This window comes from Variovorax paradoxus, assembly GCF_029919115.1.
GTDB lineage: Bacteria > Pseudomonadota > Gammaproteobacteria > Burkholderiales > Burkholderiaceae_C > Variovorax > Variovorax paradoxus_O.
This window is the reverse complement of sequence record NZ_CP123990.1, coordinates 822,210-841,316: the sequence shown is the minus strand read 5'-3', so window position 1 is coordinate 841,316 and position 19,107 is coordinate 822,210. Positions and strand designations below refer to the sequence as shown.

At 66.6% G+C, this 19,107-nt stretch carries 13 protein-coding genes; 9 read left to right on the top strand and 4 right to left on the bottom strand.

Features of this window, described 5'->3' with window-relative positions; all coding sequences use genetic code 11:
• Positions 1-31 precede the first annotated feature (31 nt).
• On the top strand, positions 32-1,429 hold the full coding sequence (gene argH, locus QHG62_RS03995) for an argininosuccinate lyase (protein ID WP_281149549.1): 1,398 nt from the start codon (positions 32-34) through the stop codon (positions 1,427-1,429).
• Positions 1,430-1,444: 15 nt separating this feature from the next.
• Positions 1,445-2,920 (top strand): rhomboid family intramembrane serine protease, encoded by a 1,476-nt coding sequence (locus QHG62_RS03990; RefSeq protein ID WP_281149548.1) that lies wholly within the window; start codon positions 1,445-1,447, stop codon positions 2,918-2,920.
• Positions 2,921-2,938: 18 nt separating this feature from the next.
• Here the strand turns inward: QHG62_RS03990 and QHG62_RS03985 are convergent, their stop codons facing one another.
• The 3 genes from QHG62_RS03985 to QHG62_RS03975 all read right to left on the bottom strand — a co-directional run bounded on the left by QHG62_RS03985 (position 2,939) and on the right by QHG62_RS03975 (position 5,449).
• A complete protein-coding gene (locus QHG62_RS03985) occupies positions 2,939-4,240 on the bottom strand; it encodes a tetratricopeptide repeat protein (protein WP_281149547.1) in 1,302 nt (433 codons plus the stop codon).
• An 18-nt stretch (positions 4,241-4,258) separates the two neighbouring features.
• Positions 4,259-4,795, bottom strand: a complete 537-nt coding sequence (locus QHG62_RS03980; RefSeq protein WP_281149546.1) for a hypothetical protein — start codon at positions 4,793-4,795, stop codon at positions 4,259-4,261.
• Between the two features lie 96 nt (positions 4,796-4,891).
• On the bottom strand, positions 4,892-5,449 hold the full coding sequence (locus QHG62_RS03975; RefSeq protein WP_281149545.1) for a DUF3455 domain-containing protein: 558 nt from the start codon (positions 5,447-5,449) through the stop codon (positions 4,892-4,894).
• A gap of 264 nt (positions 5,450-5,713) precedes the next feature.
• Here QHG62_RS03975 and QHG62_RS03970 point away from each other — a divergent pair, with 264 nt between their 5' ends.
• The 6 genes from QHG62_RS03970 (at position 5,714) to QHG62_RS03945 (ending at position 11,752) form a co-directional block, all read left to right on the top strand.
• A complete protein-coding gene (locus QHG62_RS03970) occupies positions 5,714-6,448 on the top strand; it encodes an SGNH/GDSL hydrolase family protein (RefSeq protein ID WP_281151496.1) in 735 nt (244 codons plus the stop codon).
• A 268-nt stretch (positions 6,449-6,716) separates the two neighbouring features.
• Positions 6,717-8,960 carry a type VI secretion system Vgr family protein gene (locus tag QHG62_RS03965; RefSeq protein ID WP_281149544.1) on the top strand — a complete coding sequence of 748 codons (2,244 nt, stop codon included), beginning with the start codon at positions 6,717-6,719 and terminating at the stop codon, positions 8,958-8,960.
• Positions 8,960-10,078, top strand: a complete 1,119-nt coding sequence (locus QHG62_RS03960) for a DUF2169 family type VI secretion system accessory protein (RefSeq protein ID WP_281149543.1) — start codon at positions 8,960-8,962, stop codon at positions 10,076-10,078. Before QHG62_RS03965 ends, QHG62_RS03960 begins: the two co-directional genes overlap by 1 nt.
• Complete coding sequence (locus QHG62_RS03955) at positions 10,075-10,422, top strand: PAAR-like domain-containing protein (protein WP_281149542.1); 348 nt, start codon at positions 10,075-10,077, stop codon at positions 10,420-10,422. Before QHG62_RS03960 ends, QHG62_RS03955 begins: the two co-directional genes overlap by 4 nt.
• On the top strand, positions 10,422-11,498 hold the full coding sequence (locus tag QHG62_RS03950; RefSeq protein WP_281149541.1) for a hypothetical protein: 1,077 nt from the start codon (positions 10,422-10,424) through the stop codon (positions 11,496-11,498). Before QHG62_RS03955 ends, QHG62_RS03950 begins: the two co-directional genes overlap by 1 nt.
• Positions 11,495-11,752 carry a hypothetical protein gene (locus QHG62_RS03945; RefSeq protein ID WP_281149540.1) on the top strand — a complete coding sequence of 86 codons (258 nt, stop codon included), beginning with the start codon at positions 11,495-11,497 and terminating at the stop codon, positions 11,750-11,752. Before QHG62_RS03950 ends, QHG62_RS03945 begins: the two co-directional genes overlap by 4 nt.
• A gap of 13 nt (positions 11,753-11,765) precedes the next feature.
• On the opposite strand, the gene opgC is transcribed toward QHG62_RS03945, so the two are convergent.
• On the bottom strand, positions 11,766-12,908 hold the full coding sequence (opgC, locus tag QHG62_RS03940; protein WP_281149539.1) for an OpgC domain-containing protein: 1,143 nt from the start codon (positions 12,906-12,908) through the stop codon (positions 11,766-11,768).
• A 156-nt stretch (positions 12,909-13,064) separates the two neighbouring features.
• Between opgC and QHG62_RS03935 the strand changes: the two genes are divergently transcribed.
• Positions 13,065-19,064 carry an alpha-2-macroglobulin family protein gene (locus tag QHG62_RS03935; RefSeq protein WP_281149538.1) on the top strand — a complete coding sequence of 2,000 codons (6,000 nt, stop codon included), beginning with the start codon at positions 13,065-13,067 and terminating at the stop codon, positions 19,062-19,064.
• Positions 19,065-19,107: the final 43 nt, after the last annotated feature.

Sequence of the window (19,107 nt, the reverse complement as noted above, 5' to 3'; positions counted from 1 at the left end):
CCAACCCATTATTGCCTCTCGAACGGCTCCCATGACCCAAAACCAACTCGACAAGAAATCCGAAGCCTGGTCGGCCCTGTTCTCCGAACCCATGAGCGACCTCGTGAAGCGCTACACCGCCAGCGTGTTCTTCGACAAGCGTCTGTGGCAGGCCGATATCGAGGGTTCGCTGGCGCATGCCGGCATGCTGGCCGCCCAAGGCATCATCGCCAAGCAGGACCACGCCGAAATCGAACGTGGGATGGCGCAGATCCGCGCTGAAATCGAATCGGGCGCCTTCGAGTGGAAACTCGACCTCGAAGACGTGCACCTGAACATCGAGGCCCGGCTGACCCAGCTCGTGGGCGATGCCGGCAAGCGCCTGCACACCGGCCGCAGCCGCAACGACCAGGTCGCGACCGACGTGCGCCTGTGGCTGCGTGGCGAAATCGACCTGATCGCCGACCTGCTCGTCGCGCTGCAGGTCTCGCTGGTGGACATCGCCGAAAAGAACGTCGACGTCATCCTGCCCGGCTTCACGCACCTGCAGGTGGCGCAGCCGGTGAGCTTTGGCCACCACATGCTGGCCTACGTGGAAATGTTCAGCCGCGACGCCGAGCGCCTGCAAGATGTTCGCAAGCGCGTGAACCGCCTGCCGCTGGGTGCCGCCGCACTGGCCGGCACCAGCTACCCGCTCGACCGCGAGCTGGTCGCCAAGACCCTGAAGATGGACGGCGTGTGCCAGAACAGCCTGGACGCCGTGAGCGACCGCGACTTTGCCATCGAGTTCACCGCCGCCGCCAGCCTGTGCATGGTGCACATCAGCCGCATGAGCGAGGAGCTCATTCTCTGGATGAGCCAGAACTTCGGCTTCATCCAGATTGCCGACCGCTTCACGACCGGCTCTTCGATCATGCCGCAGAAAAAGAACCCCGACGTGCCCGAGCTGGCGCGCGGCAAGACCGGCCGCGTGGTCGGCCACCTGATGGCGCTCATCACCTTGATGAAGGGCCAGCCGCTCGCCTACAACAAGGACAACCAGGAAGACAAGGAGCCGCTGTTCGACACCGTCGACACGCTCAAGGACACCCTGCGCATCTTTGCCGAGATGATCGGCGGCATTACCGTGAAGCCCGAGGCCATGGAAGCCGCCGCGCTGCGCGGCTACGCCACCGCCACCGACCTGGCCGACTACCTCGTGAAGAAGGGCCTGCCGTTCCGCGACGCGCACGAAACCGTCGCCCACGCCGTGAAGGCGGCCACCTCGCACAAGGTCGATCTTGCTGAACTGCCGCTGGCGGTGCTGCAGCAGTTCAACCCGAAGATCGAGAAGGACGTGTACGACGTGCTGAGCCTGCGCGGCTCGCTCAATGCGCGCAACATCCTGGGCGGCACCGCGCCGGCGCAGGTCAAGGCGCAAATCGCGCGCCATCGCGCACGGCTTGCCTGACCTTCAGGACGCCACTTGTTCTACGCCATCCCGCTCGAGAACAAACCGAGCTGGCGCAATCCACCGTGGATGACGGTGCTGCTGATCCTCGTGAACATGGCCGTGTTCTGGGGGCCGCAGCGCAGCGAAGAAAAGGCCGACGAGCGCGCGGCCCACTACTACGCGCACAGCGTGCTGCCCGAGCTCGAGCTGCCGCCCTTCGTCGCCTGGCTCGAAGAAACGCGCTCGCCCCGTGCCAAGGCCGCCCAGCGGCTGCTGGCCCGCAAGGAAACGGGGCTGCTGCTCGACGGCATGCAGCGCGAAAAGACCTTCCTGCAGAAGCTGCGCGCAGATGGCGTGATCACGCCCGCCAACCCACGGTACCCCGAATGGAAGCGCGACCGGCAGCAATACGAATCGATGAAGCCCGCTTCGTTTACCGAGCGCTGGGCGCAGGACTACACGAAAGACGCGGAATTCAAGCCCTGGACATGGATTACCGCGGCCTTCCTGCACGGCAGCACCGGGCACCTGCTGGGCAACATGCTGTTCCTCTTCCTGTTCGGCTTTTCAGTCGAGCTGGCACTGGGTCGCGGCACCTACCTGAGCTTCTACATCCTGGGTGCGGTGGGTGCCTCGATGCTGGCCGACTGGGCCTATGCCGGCAAGGGCAGCTACGGGCTCGGCGCCTCGGGCGCGGTGTCGGCGCTGATGGGCATGTACGCGGTGATGTACCGGCTGCGGCGCATACGGTTCTTCTACCAGCTGTTCTTCTATTTCAACTACGTCACGGCACCGGCGCTTCTGCTGTTGCCGGCGTGGATTGCCAACGAATTGCTCCAGCACGCAGTAGGCGGCCAGGGCATCGCCTACATGGCGCACCTGGGCGGCCTTTTGACCGGCGCGGCGCTGATGGCCTCTGCCATGGCGCTGAAGCGGGTGAAAACCCCGGAGACGGTAGCATCGGAGCAATCGAACGGCGATGAGGAATTCAACGGCCACGTGGCCGCGGCACGCCGCCTGGGCGCCGCCATGAAATTCGAGGCGGCCGCGGCCGAATGGCGCGCCGCCGCCGCATTGGAGCCCGGCGATACCGACACGCTGCGCGCGTGGTTCAACACCGCGCGGCTGCAGCCCGCGAGCGAAGACTTCCACCAGGCCGCGCGCCGCATCTTCCGCCTGCCGGCCACCGACCCCGACACGCTGGCGCTGCAGCACGCCAGCTACACCGCCTACCTCGACCAGGCCAAGCCCGGGGCTCGCCTGAAACCCGACGACATGGCCCGGCTTGCGCGGCGTTTCACGCGCGTGCGCCAGTTCCAGGACGCCGACAAGCTGTGCCGCGTGCTGCTGAAGACCGCGCCGGACCATCCGGAGCTGGCCGACACGCTGTCAGCCTGTGCCAACGGATTGCTGCATGCAGGCGAGCGCGACATGGCCAAAGGCTGGCTGCCGCATCTGCTGCGGCTTGCGCCCAACGACATGGTGACGCGCGCCCTTGAGCGCGCCTGAGAGCAGGCCAGCGGCCGCCTAGGCTGCCGGACGGAGCAGCCAGCGCACTTCCTGCGTCTGCTCGCTGTCCGGATAACGCGATTCGAGCGTCTTCAGAATCGGCTGCGCCATGTCGGCGCGGCCGAGCCCCTGCACCAGCACCCTGGCTGCCAGCTCGTAGGCTTGCGGAATGGCCGCATGCCCGCGAAAGCGCCGGTCGAAACCCGACAGCAGTGCCAGCGCGGCATGCGCATCGCCATTGCGCCATTCGGCTTTTGCCAGCGTCATGACCGTGGGCGCGTCGTCCAGCGCAAAGGCCTTGTCTTTCTCGCGGCAGGCCTTGAAGACCTTGAGCGCCTCCGAGGCCAGGTCGCGCCGCAGCAGCAGCGGAATGTAGCGGCGCGCATGGTCCAGCAAGGTGGCCGCCTTGTCGGGCATGAGCAGCAGCACGCGGTGGTAGCGGCGCTGCGCCGCCAGGTCGTCGGCCGCCGCCACGCGCTGCGCTTCGTAGGCCACGCCCAGCGCGCCGGCCACGTCACCGTCGGTCACCAGCTGCGCCACTTCGGCATCGGTGCGCTGCGCGGCAATCTGCTCGGGCGTGCGACGGTCTACCGGCGCGCCGTCGTCCACTCCGCCGCCGGGCAGCAGGTCGATGCCGAAGGCATCATGGTGCTGGTACATCACATAGCCCAGCAGGCTGGCCATGACCCAGCCGAAGTAGATGAACGCGAAATTGGCGATCGGCAGCACGATCAGGCCGTCGATCATCGGCAGCACCATGCCGATGGCAATCTGCGCACCCGCGCTCAACAGAAACAGGAAGAAGCACAGCAGCGCATAGGGCCAGCCGATGATGCGCATTGCATCCATCACGTGTCCGGGGTTCATGGCCTGGAAGAAGCTGCCCGACTGCACCAGCACGATCACTGCGGCCGGAAAGGTGAACGACACCACGAACACCCCGACGGTGCCCAGCACCGGCTCGTACCAGGCCAGCCAGCCGATCAGCGCACCCTGCACCACCGAAATGGCAAACAGCTTCCACGGCAGGTTGACCCAATCCTCATTGAGCTCGCGCGGAAAATCTTCCGAACGCCAGATGCCCCGCGAGCCGAGCGCGGTCACCTTGAAGCCGTAGCGGCTGGCCGCCAGCACAATGCCCAGCTCGATCACCAGCAGCAGCAGCCCCGGGTGCAGAAACGGAATGGCCTGGAACAGCAGGCTGCTGAACGCAAGCAGCAGGCCGTACATGAACGGCCGCAGTTGGAGCGGAAAGGCGAAGAAGCTGTTGAGCCGATGCCAGAACGGCGGCGGGGACGGCTGCGAGTCGTTGATGGCCATGATGGCTGCGCCCCGTGCTTACTTGAAGAAGTCGCTCTGGCTCATGGCGCCGCGCCCACCGAGGCGCACCACAGTGACGTCGTCGCTGCGCACCAGCCGCATCTGCCCCAGCTCGCGCTCCAGGCGCTGGGTGAAGCTGCTCTTGAACTGCATGGCCGCCTCGCCCATCTTCAGCACGCTGGTGCCTTCGACGGTGGCGCTCTTGCGGTCGCTGGCCACCTCGATGTTGTCGATGTGGTACTCGTACTCGATGGTGAGGATGCCGCCCATGCCCTCGCCCACCACCTCGAACATCTTGAAAGTCTTGCGCACGCCTTCGCAGGCCTGATCGCGGTCGCTGGTGGTTTCCTGGGTTCGGCCCATCATGACGGTCTTGCTCTGGACCACGGCCTTCTTGCTGAGCTGCTTGCACAGCTTGTCTGCGTCACGCGAGTAGATGGCGTGAGCCTCCTTCTCGTAGTACGAGCGCACCATCGATTCGTCGAGCTTGCGCCCGCCGATGAAGAAGTACCACGCGCCCACGCAGAGCGCGACAACGATCGCAATTTGCTTCATTCCCCGCCCGCACGCTGGTGCGCTCCGCTCCGATTTTGCGGGGCAGTATACGTTGCCGAATGTTTCCTGGAGCGGCTGGCGGGGCCGGAAAGACGTTCAGACGGTGCGGTAGAAGATGTAGTCGGCCCGGTATTTGACGACCTGTTTCTCGCCCATGTTCGCCGCGCCGCAAGCCGCGGCCGGCGCCACGCCTCCCTGGGTCGACACGCGCTGGATGTAGCTCACGCCCTGCATCGCGCCCATACCCGTCGCCGGGTTGGCCTTGACCAGCTGGTGGGGAATGTTGCCGGTGCCGTTGGGCGCCACCGCCACCTGCGTGGCCGTGACCTTGGAGCCGTCCATGCCCTCCCAGGTGGCCGGCGGGCCGTAGTACTTGCCCACCTGTTTGCCGGCGCGGTCCATCAGCCTGGCGTCCGGGCCGACGAAGACCCATTCGTGCTGGCCGGGCGTGTTGGCCTTGGCGCGGCATTCGTAGGTAATGTCGCCCGCGCCCACCGTTTCCATGGCCACCGCGTGGCCGGCGGGCACCTTCACCGCGTCGGGCAGGCCGGCCTGCGAATACATCGGGGGCCTGGTGCCCATGCCGGAACAGGCGGCAAGGCCCGCGGCGGCCGCTGCTGCGGCCGCGAGAACTGTCAGGGTGCGGATGGTCATGGTCGGTTCCTTTGTCGCAGGGCGAGAGGTGATTGAAAAGGCGAGCCCGTGAAGGGAGAGTCCGTTCCTCGGCACATGCGCCTGGACGGCCCCGCATGCTTCTACGCACGCCGGCTGCAAATGGATTGCACCGCCCGGCGCGACGGCGCCGTGCAGCGGCCGACTGCGTCAGAATCGGACATTCGCGTGCCCCCTGGCGCCCGGCCTCGGGCCCCGATTGAAAAACCACCTGACCTGCGTTTCGCCCTGCTTCCGATGCCTTCGATGAAAACCGCGCTGGCCGCGGCCCTGCTGCTGACAGCGGCACTCGCCTCGCACGCCCAGAACCACAATGCCGTGCTGCCGTACGAGTCGCTGGACGGCACGGCGGGAGACGCGTCGTCCGAATACCTGGCGGCCAAGGCACGCTGGCACAACGAGCTTGCGGCGTTCTCGCGGGCCGACCAGCAGCAGTTTCCGTCCCCGGGCGGCGTGGTGTTCGTGGGCAGTTCCTCCGTGCGCATGTGGAAAACCCTTTCGCAAGACTTTCGCCAAGTGCCCGGCATCGTCAACCGCGGCTTCGGCGGCTCGACCATGGCCGACTGCAGCCTCTTTGCGCGAGACTTGGTGGTGCGCTACAAGCCGCGGCAGGTGCTGGTGTACGCCGGCGACAACGACCTGGCCGAAGGCCGCACGCCGCTGCAGGTGCTCGAAGCTTTTGCGCGTTTTGCCAACACGGTGCGCGCCGAACTGCCGAACACGCGCATCAGCTTCATCTCCATCAAGCCGAGCCCCTCGCGCGAGCACCTGATGCCGCTGATCCGCGAAACCAACAACGTGATCTCGGCCTACCTCAACCGGCTGCCCGACAGCGAATACATCGACGTCTTCACGCCCATGCTCGGCGTCGACGGCCGGCCGAGGCCCGAGCTTTTTCGAAGCGACAGGCTGCACATGACGGACGAGGGCTACCGGCTCTGGCAGTCGGTCATCTCGGCGTACCTTCCCGCCACTCCGTAGCCGCCAAAAAGCCGCGCACCGCGGCTCCAAAGAAGCTGCGCGCCGCCGGTGCGCGCCGGATGCATGCTTTGGATTTAAGCACTCGCGGCAATGAAGAATTTTTCAGACCCGTCCTACGCGGCGGCTTTGTATCGACCCGTTTTAATTGCGTCGGAATGATGTAAAAAAACGGGCCAGCTGCTTTCTGGTTGGCCAACGATTCGGGGAGTCCTCTTCCATGCCAGGTTCTGTGCGGCCTGTCCGCATCCTCCGCGTTTCCTCGCCCGCCATGCCGATGATGGGTGACAAACCCGCCCTTGAACCGGTGAGCGTCCAGGGCGACGAAGGCCTCAGCCGCCTCTTCGCATACACGGTCACTCTCGCTACCGCAGAGCAGCCCGGCTACAACGACCGACAAGCCGCCAACCTGCCCATCAAGCAACTCGTCGGCGAACCGCTCAGCCTGCACATCGTGCTCGACGGGCGGCCGGGTGCGAACGGAGCCATGCGCCACATCTCGGGCCTGGTAACGCGCGTGCGCTTCCTGCGGCTGGAAAACCGCCGCGCGCTGTACGAAGCGGTCATCGAGCCGTGGCTCGCGCTGGCAACACGCAGCAGCGACTACCGCATCTTCCAGAACAAGACCGTGCTCGACATCGTGCGCGAGGTGCTCGGCGACTACAAATTTCCGCTCGAGGTGCGCGCGAACAACACCTATCCGCCGCGCGATTTCCAGGTGCAGTACGGCGAAACCGACCACGACTTCGTGTTGCGCCTGATGCACGAGTGGGGCCTGTACTTCTTCTTCGCGCACACCGAGGACAACCACACGCTGGTGGTGGTCGACGACATGGCGTCCCACGCACCCTTCGTGAACGCCGGCTACCGGACCGTGCCCTTCCACGCCGCCGAGGACGCGGTGCGCGAAGAGCACTGCGATCGCTTCAATGCCTGCGAATCGCTGCAGAGCGGCCGCTGGGTGACCGACGATTTCGATTTCGAGCGCCCGCGCGCACGCCTCCAGCAGGTGAGCGCCATGCCCCGCAAGACCGCCCAGAACGAACTCGAGCGCTACCGCTGGCCGGGCGACTACACGGCCGAGCCTGAGGGCGAACTGCTGGTGCGCCGGCGCATGGAAGAAGACGGCAGCCACGGCGAACGGGCGAGCGGCTCCGGCAACCTTCGTGCGGTGGTGCCGGGTTGCCTGCTGGCGCTGGAGCGCCACCCCCAAAGCGCGGCGAACCGCGAATACCTCGTCACCGATGCCCGCCTGCACCTGCAGGAGCCCGGCGAAACCTCGGGCCAGGAGACTTTCGAGTGCCGTGTCGACTTCGAGGTAATTCCGTCGAACAAGGTGTTCAGGGCACCGGCACCGCTGGCGCCAAGGCCTCGCACCACCGGGCCGCAGACAGCCATCGTCACCGGCCCTGCGGGACGCGAGATCTGGACCGACAAGTACGGCCGCGTGAAACTGAGCTTTCACTGGAACCGCTACTGCACCAAGGACGAAAACAGCTCGTGCTGGGTCCGGGTGTCGTCGCCGTGGGCCGGCACCAATTTCGGCGGCATGCATGTGCCGCGCATCGGCCAGGAGGTGATCGTCGATTTCGAAAACGGCGATCCCGACCGCCCCATCGTGACGGGCCGCGTCTACAACGCGGACAACATGCCGCCGTGGACGCTGCCCGACAACGCCACCCAGAGTGGCTTTCTCACCCGCAGCTCGGAAGACGGCAGCGCAGCCAACGCCAATGCCTTCCGCTTCGAGGATCGCAAGGGCGCCGAACAGGTGTGGCTGCACGCCGAGCGCAACCAGGACATCGAGGTCGAGCACGACGAAACCCACTCCGTGGGCCGGGACCGCAGCAAGAAGGTCGGGCGCAACCAGCTGGGCACCATCGGCATGGCCTACATGCACAACGTGGGTTTGGCAAAGATGGTGAACATTGGCCTGGCCTACTCCTTCAACGTCGGCATGCTGCGCAACGCGGTGGTCGGCATGGCCGACAACACGATGGTCGGCAAGACCAAGACCACCAAGGTGGGCGAAAAGTACCTGCTTTCGGTCGGCGGCGACAAGGGCAGCCACATCGAGATGGACGGCCAGTCGATATCGCTGCGCGTGGGCGCCTCGGTCATGCAGCTCAAGGGCGACGGCTCGATTGCGGTAACCGGCAAGAAGATCAACATCACGGCGCAAGGCGACGATGTGACGGTCAACGGAGTGAACATCTGGCTCAACCCCGTTGGGGGACAGGCGGCGCTGCAGCCCTCCGCCGTGCCCGTGGGACCACCGCCGGACCCGCCGGGCAGCCCGCTGGCCAGCCTCGGCGCGTTGATGAACGGCAATCCGGCCGAACTGCTCGGCAAGGCGTCGCAGTTGGCGTCGATTGCGCAGCAAGTCGCCTCTGGCGGTGACGGCGGCGCTGCGGCGGGCCAGGCGGCGCAGCTGCTCGGCGTGGCCTCGGCGGCGGTGTCGGCCGATGTTCTGAGCAAGGTCGCCAGCGGCGGCGGCGAGCGGAACCCGCTCTGATGGGCGCGCCGTCGATTCCCCCGCCACGACTGCAGCAGGTGCGCAACCGGACACCGTTTGCGCACTTCCAGTTCGACAAGATGGGCAAGGGGCAGCGCTTTCACGACGTGGTCATTGCCTGCGGCAGTTTCGTGCTCGCACCGGGCGTGCTCCAGCCCGCCGCCGTGCATCGCGGACCCGTGTTCGCCGATGTGCCCTGGGCACCGGAACGCGCGGTGCTGTCGAGCCTGCGCGAAGCCACCGACGTATTGCTCACGAAGCCCGGCGCCGATGTCTACGTGACCGGCGCGGCGCATGCCATCGACTGGGCTCCGCGACCCGCGTGGGAAGCGAAGCTGAGCATCGAGCGAAACGGCGCACTGCTGGTCGACAAGACACTGCGCCTTACCGGGCCGCGCCATTGGCTGTGGCACGACGACCCCGCCGAGCGCCGCCTGAGCGAGCCCGAGCCTGCCGCCGAAGTAGCGCTGCGCTACGAGCTGGCACACGGCGGCTGGTGGTTCGACGAAGGCGACGCGCCCGACGCCGCACCCCGCATGCACGCGCCCAACCCTTCGGGCACCGGACGTTTCGGCTCGGCATGCCGCGATGTCCATGCACACGCGCGGTACGACAGGGGCAAGCCCGTGCCCGGCCCGCAAATCGAATATTTGGCCGCTCCCGTCTTGCATGGCAACCAGGACGTCGAGGTTGCCGGCTTCGGGCCGATCGCCCGTCACTGGCAGCCCCGCGCCACCCTGGCCGGCACCTATGACGAAGCCTGGCGCCGGCGCTTCGAGGGGGCGCCCTTCATGGACTACGCCGAAGATTTCGACGAACGCTTCTTCCAGTACGCGCCTGCCGACCAGGTTGCCGCGCAAGGCCTTGCGGGCGACGAGAAGCTGCGCATGGCCGGCTTCTTTGCTTCGGCGCACTCCATGGAAATGCAGTTGCCCGGCGTGCGCATCGACGCTATCTGCCGTACTGCCGGGGGCAGCGAAACCACCGAGCCGATGCGGCTTGACACCGTTCACGTCGACCTCGACCGGATGCTCGTGCACCTCACCTGGCGGCTGGCGCTCGACCAGGCGCGCGAGATCACCGGGGTTGACCTGTTCGCCCAAGGAGCGCTTTCATGAGCCAGGAAAAGCACATCGCCGACGCGGAGGCGAAGTTCATGGTCGTCAACGTCACGCCCGACTTCTGCGTCGTCGGCAACCAGGTCATTCCGTTCGACATCGTGGCCGTCCTGCCTCCCGAGAAGGCAGCCTACGCCGACAGCGTGTTCGCGCGCGGCGAAAAGGTGCTGATGGTCGACAGCATCGTGAAAGGCGTTGCGGGCAACGCAGGCAGCGGAGTGCGCTCGGGCGTATCGCTGGGCGCGGGCAACGTGCAGGTGGTAAGCGGTGCGCAGACCGTCTTCGTGGAGAGCCGCGCGGTGGCGCGCCATGGCGACCTGTGCGAGATGAACGGATCCGCCTGATGGACGACCCTCCGTTCAACAGCAACGGCACGCTCGGAAGGCTCGTGACCTTCCAGGTGCCCAAGGGCCCGATGGTGCGGCGCCCGCCCGACGCCTGCACCGCACCCTACGAGCGCGCCAAGGCCGACTTCGAAAACCAGCCCTGGTACGTACGCTGGACCTCGGGCACCGACCGGCCGGTGGGCGCGGAGCCGACGGATGCGATGGGCCGTGCCAAGCAGTTCCGGGAGGAATGCCAGAAGTGGCCTGACGAGATCCCCCAGTCGATGATCGACGACAAGCGCCAGCAGCTGACCGATCACGTGACGGGCAAGTCGCCGCTGCCGCCCGAGGAGTCGCTTCGCGTGCGGCGCGACCTCGACTTCCTGGAGGACGTGTACAACCCGGGCCCGCGGTGGCAATCGACACTTTCGCCGCAGGAACAGGCCTGGCTCGACGAACGCAACCTGCGCTGGGGCAACACGATGGGCATCGCCTTCCTGGGGCCGATCTACGGCGGCCCCGGCGCGCTCACCCGCCTCTTGGGCGGCTCCGAGCAGGCGGTGGCGGGCGTCAACCAGTTGTCCGGCAGCCTGGTGGGCATCGGACGCACGCGCACTTTCGAAAGGCTGGCGGCCGAGCGCCGGGCGGCTGCAATCGAGGCACTCGGCAAGTCGCGCGAAATGAACCGGGGCGCCCCTCTGCAGCCGCTCGATCCCGCCGGAGCGGCGCGTGCCGGCACGGTGATCCGGCGCAAGTACGCGCCGCTCGACTGGGATGCGGTGGTGCCAAAGAAGGGCCCCTACAAGGGCGAGAAGCGCGAAGACCACGTGCGCCGGCACAATCAGGACGTGCCCGGCAAGGACGAGCACGGCGTGTTCTACAAGGACGGCGTGGCCACCACCAACCAGGCTTGGGAGCGGGCGCAAGACCTGGGCATCAAGCCCGACGCCAGCGGTACGCTCAGGGTCCCGATGGGCGAGATCGTGGGCCGCGCTGGCGGCGCCGCATCTGCCACCGGCGAGCTGTTCCGCTCGGTCGAGATCAAGCTAGTACCCGGCACCAACCAGATCATTACCTCCTACCCCGTCAAATGAGAAAACTCTATTGGTCCAGCACCTGCGCAAACTGCCGCCAGGGCCGCCTCCTGTTTCAGAACGACATCACGAACGAGCGCGTGTACGTGCATTGCGAGGAATGCGAATGGGGCTGGCTGCACCCGGAGGACCTCGGCGACGTGGCCAAGGGCTTTCTCACGCTGCTGAGCGACTTCGAGACCACCGACCCGACGCTGGAGGAAATACAGCGCAGCGAGTGGCGCGACCATATCGCCGGCTCTTTCGAAGAATAGGCCGGCGTGGGGCTCAGGCGCGCGCGGGCTCCGTGGGCACGTCGTCCGCCGGCGGCGGCACGTCGGCCCCGCGCGTGAACCGCGCCACCGCATACATGCCGGCAAAAACCGCCAGCAGCAGCAAGCCGTCGCCCCACCAGGGCCGCGCGGTCTGGCTGTCGCCATAGAAGGCCAGCACCAGCAACACCGCGACCAGGTGCGCGCAAAACACCGGCAGCGAGGCCGAGCCCATGGCCTCGAGCCAGTGCAGCCGCGGAATCTTGCGCATGAGCCACGGCCCGAAGCGCACCGCCAGGATGCCCAGCGCCACCAGGTTGACCAGGCGCAGAGGCCCCAGCTGCCACTTGTCGAACAGCAGGTTCAGTTCCACGTCTCCGCCGAACGGCGCCTGGCCGTTGATGCCGTGATGGCGCCACCAGAAGCCATAGAGCGCAATGGCCAATGCGGGCACCCATAGCCACGCCGGAAAACGCATTGGCCGCGCACCGGGCAGGTTGCGGCTGGCGCCGATGCACAGCCCCGCAAACCAGAGAAACTGCCACGCATAGCTGTTGAAGGCGCCCATCTCATGGAACGGCACCGAAATGCCCAGGTAGTGCACCGCCAGCCCATAGATCCATTCGCTGAGGCCGAACTGGGCCATGGCCCACACGGTGGCGCTCGCCGCCATGACCAACGCCCAGCCGTGGCGCATGGCAAATGCCAGCACCCATGGGCTCATCAGCATGAAGAAGATGTACATCGGCAGGATGTCGAGCAGCGCCGGCTCGTAGATGAGCAGCAGCCCGAACAGGAACCCGTCGCGCGGCTCCGCAAGGTAGTACGACACCAGGTTTTTCACGGCCGGCTGGTCGATGTGCAGGCCGAGCGCGGCAATGACCGTGAACAGGAACAGCAGGATCGCCGCCTGGCACAGGTACACCTTGAGCACGCGCCGCCAGAAGGCCTGGCGCATGGAATCGACGCCGCGCACATGGCCGATGCGGCTGTAGACCAGGCCCGCCACAAAGGCCGACAGCAGCACGAAGCCTTCGGCGGCCGAAACAAAGCCGAAAGGCTGGCCCAGTGGATCGGTGAGGCGCGTCGGCAGGTGGGTGACGGTCATCAGCACGAGCATCAGCCCGCGCAAGGCGTCTATTTCCCAGTAGCGTTTCATCGGTCGGCGGCGAGGTCTTGGTGGCAGTCCGCGCGGCGCACGCACGACAGTCCCCGATTGTATGAAGAGAGCCAAGGCATATGACTCCTGGCACTGCCGAACCGCCTTGCAAATCGGCTACGCTGCGCGGTGCTTCAAGGCGGAGAAAACGAATAAATGAAAAAAATCATCCAAACATTGCTTTTGGCCGGCAGCGCCTTTCTTGCCGGACCGGGCCATGCCCTCCAGATCACCAGCCTGACGCCCCAAGGGGAAGTCTCGCGGGTGCGTCAGATCGTCGCCAAGTTCGACCAGGCGGCCGTGAATTTCGGCGACCCCAAGGCGCCCGCACCGCTGGCAGTGAGTTGCACCGACGCGCAGGCCGGCAAGGGAACCGGCCGCTGGACCGACGCCAAGCAGTGGGTCTACGACTTCGAGAACGACCTGCCGCCCGGCGTGCGCTGCACGGTCACGCGCATCTCCACCTTCAAGCCGAGCGCCGGCGGCGAGCTCACCGGCCCCGATCGCTATCAATTCAATAGCGGTGGCCCGTTCGTGCGCAATTTCATGCCCGGCAGCTATGGCCGGATCGACGAGCAGCAGATGTTCGTGCTGGAGCTCAATGGCCCGGCCACCGTGGAAAGCGTGCGCCAGAACGTGTGGTGCGCGGCGGAGGGCATTGGCGAGCGCATTCCCGTCAGGCTGCTCGAAGGCGAGCAGCGCACGGGCCTGCTGAAGGCTTTCAGTCGCGACAAAGAAGCCGCCAAAGAGCCCCTGCGCTTCATCGCGCTGCAATGCAACCGCACGCTCACACCCGGCAGCAAGGTGCAGATCGTCTATGGCAAGGGCGTGGCCACACCCTCGGGTGTGGCAAACAATGTGGAGCGCCGGCTGAGCTTTCAGGTGCGCGAGCCGTTTGCCGTTTCGTTCACCTGCGAGCGCGAGAACGCACAGGCCGGCTGCCTGCCGCTGCGGCCCATGCAACTGCAGTTCAATGCGCCGGTCACGCGCAAGATGGCTTCGCAGATCCAGCTCAAGGGCGGCAAGGAATCCATTGCCCCCTCGCTCGAGAGCGGCGGCGCCTCGCCCAGCGACGACGACGTGGTCAGCTCTGCGAGCTTCGAGCCGCCGCTTGCCGAGAACACCAAGTTCACCATCGAACTGCCCGCCAAGTTCGAAGACGCGTCAGGCCGGCCGCTGGCTTCGCCCGGCAGCTTTCCGCTGAAGGTTGCGACCGGCGCCATGCCGCCGCTGGCCAAGTTTGCCGCCTCGCCTTTCGGCGTAGTCGAACGGCTTGCTGAACCCGGCACGCCGGCCATGATGCCGGTGACCGTGCGGCGCGTGGAACCCGCGCTCATGGTGCAGGCGCTCACGCCCGGCAAGGTGAGCGACATGAACCCCAAGACCGACGCCGAAATCATCGCGTGGTTCCGCAAGGTGCGCCGCTACGACAACTACACCGTCTCGCGCGAACAGGCCCGCAAGGACATCAAGGGCGCGCTGCCGCCGGTCATCGACAAGGACGACCGCACCAGCCTGCAGACGCGCATGCTGTCGCTTCTTGCCGGCCAGCCCGGCGTGAAGGCGCTCGACATGCCCAAGGCGGAAAGCGGCGATCCGCGTCCCTTCGAAGTCATCGGCATTCCGCTGACGCCGGGCTTCCACGTGCTCGAAATCGCATCGCAAAAGCTCGGCGACGCGCTGCTGGACGAGCGCTACGGCGCCAGCCGCACGATGTACGTGCGCACCACCGCGCTGGCCACCAACCTGGCCGTGCACTTCAAGCTCGGCCGTGAAAACTCCGTCGCCTGGGTCACCACGCTCGACAAGGGCAAGGTGGTGCCGAACGCCGAAGTGCGCGTGTCCGACTGCCGCGGCGTGGCCGTGGCATCGGGCAAGACCGACGCCAACGGCATCGTCAACCTGGCTGGCGTTGCGCCCGAAGCGCCTAATTGCAGCGGCCCGGACGACTACAACGCGGGCGCTTGGTTCGTGAGCGCGCGCGCCAAGGACGACAAGGGCGTTGAAGACCTGGCCTTCACCTGGAGCGACTGGCAGCGCGGCATCGAGCCCTGGCGCTTCAACGTGCCCACCAGCCTGCAGGCCGAACCCGACCGCGTGGCCCACACCATCTTCGACCGCACGCTCTTGCGCGCCGGCGAAACGGTGTCGATGAAGCACCTGATCCGCACGCAGACCAGCAAGGGCTTCGGCCTGCCGGAGAACCGGCCGGACACGTTGGTTATCACCCACAGCGGCAGCGGCCAGCGCTTTACGCAGCCGCTTGCATGGCGCAAGACGGCGACCGGCGGCCTTAGCGCCGAAAACACGTTTGCCATTCCGCCGGCCGCCAAGCTCGGCGTGTACGAGGTCGTGCTGCGCAACGGCGAAGACGGCGAAGGAGAAGACGGCGACTACAACCGCAGCTTCTCCACCGGCCTGTTCCGCGTCGAGGAATTTCGGCTACCCGTGCTCGAAGGCCGCATCACGCCCGCCGAGAAGAAGCCGCTGGTCAGCGTGGCCGCGGTGCCGACGGACGTGCAGATCAACTACGTTTCGGGCGGCGGCGCCGCCAACCTGCCGGTACGCGTGTCGGCCATGGTGCGCGGCAAGAGCCTGAGCTTTGCCGACCATGAAGCCTTCAGCTTCAGCCCGCCGCGCGTGCAGGCCGACGGTGCGCAGGCAGCCACCGCCGCGGCCGATACCGCCGGCGGCGAAGAAGACATCAACAGCGCCAGCGACACCCGCGTGATCGCCGACAAGCTGCCGCTCACGCTCAACAAGGACGGCGCCGGCAAGGTCACCATCGACAAGGTGCCCAAGGCGCGGGCCGCGCGCGAGCTGCTGCTCGAAGCCACCTACGCCGACCCGAACGGCGAAGTGCAGACCATCCGCAGCACGCAGACGCTGTGGCCCTCCTCCGTCATTGCCGGCATCAAGACCGAAGGCTGGGTTTCCACCAGCCAGAAGCTCAAGTACCAGGCGCTTGCACTCGACCTTTCGGGCAAGCCCCAGGGCGGTGTGACGCTGAATGTGCGGGCCGTGGCGCGCATCACCACCACCAGCCGCAAGCGCATGGTGGGCGGCTTCTACACCTACGACAACAAGACCGAGACCAAGGACATCGGCACGGTCTGCAGCGGCAAGAGCGACGCGCGCGGACTGCTGCTGTGCGAATCCGAGCTGAAGGAAGCCGGCGAGGTCGAGCTGGTGGCCAGCGCCACCGACAGCGAAGGCCGCGACAGCCGCGCCGCCAGCTCGGTCTACGTGACCAAGCAGGGCGAACTCTGGTTCGGCGGCGAAGACAACGACCGCATCGACGTGCTGCCGGAAAAGAAGAGCTACCAGCCCGGCGAAATCGCCAAGTTCCAGGTGCGCAGCCCGTTCCGCTTTGCCACCGCGCTGGTATCCGTTGAACGCGAAGGCGTCATCGAAACCCACGTGGTGCAGCTCAACGGCAAGGACCCGACGGTGAGCCTGGAGGTCAAGCCCGAATGGGGCCCGAACGCCTATGTGAGCGTGCTCGCCCTGCGCGGCCGGCTGCGCGAAGTGCCTTGGTACAGCTTCTTCACGTGGGGCTTCAAGGCGCCGCGCGAATGGTGGACGGCCTTCTGGTACGAAGGCAAGGAATACGTCGCCCCTACCGCCATGGTCGACCTGAGCAAGCCCGCCTACCGGCTGGGCATGGCAGAGATCCGCGTCGGCACGCGCGCGCACCAGATCGACGTGACCGTGACCAGCGACAAGCCCAGCTACCCCGTGCGCGGCAAGGCGCAGATCACCATCTCGGCCAAGCTGCCCGACGGCAAGCCCGCAGCCGGTGCCGAAGTGGCCCTGGCCGCGGTGGACCAGGCGTTGCTGGAGCTTATGCCCAACGACAGCTGGAACCTGCTCAACGCCATGCTGCAACGGCGCAGCTGGGGTGTCTCCACCTCGACCGCGCAGATGGAAATCGTCGGCCGGCGCCACTACGGGCGAAAGGCCGTACCCGCGGGCGGTGGCGGCGGCAAGGGCCAGAGCCGCGAGCTGCTCGACACTTTGCTGCTGTGGAACCCGAAGGTGGTGCTCGATGCCAACGGCCAGGCCGTGGTGACGGTGCCGCTCAACGACGCGCTCACCACCTTCAAGATCGTGGCGGTGGCCGATTCGGGCACCAGCCTCTTCGGCACCGGCCAGGCCAGCATCCAGGCCACGCAAGACCTGCAGATCATCAGCGGCCTGCCACCCCTGGTGCGCGAGGACGACCAGTTCCGCGCCCAGATCACGCTGCGCAACACAACGCAAAAGCCGATGAAGGTGGAGGCCGCGCCGCGCGCCACGCTGCTCACGCTCGAGAAGCAGACGGTCGACATTCCCGCCGGCGAGGCACGTGAAGTTGCATGGACCGTGACTGCGCCCGCACAGCTTGCGCAGACGCGTGCCGAGGCCATCCTCTGGGAGATCGAGGCAAAGGACACCATCGGAGGTGCGCGCGATGCGCTCAAGGTGCGCCAGCGCATCGTGCCTTCGGTGCCGCTCACGGTGCAGCAGGCCACGCTTGTGCAGCTCGACGGCCCCTTCACCATCGACGTGGCGCCGCCCGCCGATGCCCTGCCCGGCCGCGGCGGCCTCAAGCTCGCCTTGCAGCCCAAGCTCGCAGAGGGCCTGCCGGGCGTGCGCGACTGGTTTGCCAACTACCCGTTCATCTGCCTCGAGCAGAAGACCAGCAAGTCGGTGGGCCTGCGCGACGCGAAGATGTGGCAGGGTGTGCTGGCCCAGCTGCCGACCTACCTGGACAGCGACGGCCTGGCCAACTACTTTCCGCCACGCGACGGCGAAGCCAACCGCGGCAGCGACATCCTGACCTCGTACCTGCTTGCGGCAACGCATGAGGCCGCCGCGCTGAACCCGGACTTCGCGCTGGCGGACGATGTGCGCGCACCCATGGAGTCGGGCCTCATCGCTTTTGTGGAAGGCCGCATCCAGCGCGAGTTCTGGAGCCCGCGCAAGGACCTGGACGTGCGCAAGCTCGCCGCGCTCGAGGCGCTGTCGCGCTACGGCAGCGCCAAGGCCAGCATGATCGGCAGCATCACCATTGCGCCAAACCAGTGGCCCACCAGCGCCGTGATCGACTGGCTCAACATCCTCAAGCGCATGCCCGACGTGCCGCAGCGCCAGCAGCGGCTGGACGAGGCCAACAACGTGCTGAAGGCGCGCCTTTCGTACCAGGGCACCAAGCTCATCTTCAGCACCGAGCGCGACGACTACTGGTGGTGGCTCATGACCAACGGCGACGTCAACACCGCCCGCCTGCTGCTCAGCGTGATGGACGACCCGGCGTGGAAGGACGACATCGGCAAGCTCGCCAATGGCTTCATCGGACGCCAGCAGAACGGCGCCTGGCACACCACCACGGCCAACCTGTGGGGCGGGCTCGCGCTCGAGAAGTTCTCGAAGGTATTCGAAAGCACGCCGGTGGCGGGCATCACCGCCGCCACGCTCGGCGCAGCCAAGGCGCAGGTCGACTGGAGCAAGGTCGAGCGCGTGAAGACCACCGATGCGGCCGGTGCACCCAACCAGGGCACCTTCTTCGGCGCGCCCGCCTCGCCGGGCAACCTGAAGAACAACACGATGTTCCTGCCGTGGGCGGCCTCGCCTTCAGGTGCACCGGTGCGCGACACCCTGCTGGTGACCCAGCAAGGCACCGGCAAGCCGTGGCTCACGATGCAGTCAATTGCCGCCGTGCAATTGAAGGCGCCGTTCGCCGCCGGCTATGCGCTCAAGAAGACCATCACGCCCGTCGAGCAGGCCACCGCTGGCAAGTACACGCGCGGCGACGTGCTGCGCGTGACCATCGAGGTGAACGCCAGCGCCGACATGACCTGGGTCGTGATCAGCGACCCGATTCCCGGCGGCGCCACCATCCTGGGCAGCGGCCTGGGCCGAGACTCGCAGATTGCCACGCAAGGCGAGAAGAAGTCGGGCGCCGGCTGGCCGGCCTTCGAAGAGCGCAGCTTCGAGGCCTTCCGCAGCTACTACGAGTACCTGCCCAAGGGCGTGGTGAAGATGGAATACACCGTGCGCCTTAACAACGTCGGCGACTTCGCGCTGCCGCCGAGCCGCGTCGAAGCCATGTACGCGCCCGAGATGTTCGGTGAAACGCCGAATGCGCGGGTGAAGGTGGAGGCGGCCAAGTAAGCGCAACCGGCCGCCGTTCCGCGGCGGCCGGTTCGCCTTCTAC

Bases quoted from the DNA above. Each gene is read 5' to 3' on its own strand.
- opgC (WP_281149539.1), bottom strand. From the start codon at position 12,908: ATGAAACGCTACTGGGAAATAGACGCCTTGCGCGGGCTGATGCTCGTG.
- QHG62_RS03970 (WP_281151496.1), top strand. From the start codon at position 5,714: ATGAAAACCGCGCTGGCCGCGGCCCTGCTGCTGACAGCGGCACTCGCC.
- QHG62_RS03960 (WP_281149543.1), top strand. From the start codon at position 8,960: ATGGGCGCGCCGTCGATTCCCCCGCCACGACTGCAGCAGGTGCGCAAC.
- QHG62_RS03945 (WP_281149540.1), top strand. From the start codon at position 11,495: ATGAGAAAACTCTATTGGTCCAGCACCTGCGCAAACTGCCGCCAGGGC.
- QHG62_RS03935 (WP_281149538.1), top strand. From the start codon at position 13,065: ATGAAAAAAATCATCCAAACATTGCTTTTGGCCGGCAGCGCCTTTCTT.
- QHG62_RS03950 (WP_281149541.1), top strand. From the start codon at position 10,422: ATGGACGACCCTCCGTTCAACAGCAACGGCACGCTCGGAAGGCTCGTG.
- QHG62_RS03980 (WP_281149546.1), bottom strand. From the start codon at position 4,795: ATGAAGCAAATTGCGATCGTTGTCGCGCTCTGCGTGGGCGCGTGGTAC.
- QHG62_RS03965 (WP_281149544.1), top strand. From the start codon at position 6,717: ATGCCGATGATGGGTGACAAACCCGCCCTTGAACCGGTGAGCGTCCAG.
- argH (WP_281149549.1), top strand. From the start codon at position 32: ATGACCCAAAACCAACTCGACAAGAAATCCGAAGCCTGGTCGGCCCTG.
- QHG62_RS03955 (WP_281149542.1), top strand. From the start codon at position 10,075: ATGAGCCAGGAAAAGCACATCGCCGACGCGGAGGCGAAGTTCATGGTC.
- QHG62_RS03985 (WP_281149547.1), bottom strand. From the start codon at position 4,240: ATGGCCATCAACGACTCGCAGCCGTCCCCGCCGCCGTTCTGGCATCGG.
- QHG62_RS03975 (WP_281149545.1), bottom strand. From the start codon at position 5,449: ATGACCATCCGCACCCTGACAGTTCTCGCGGCCGCAGCAGCGGCCGCC.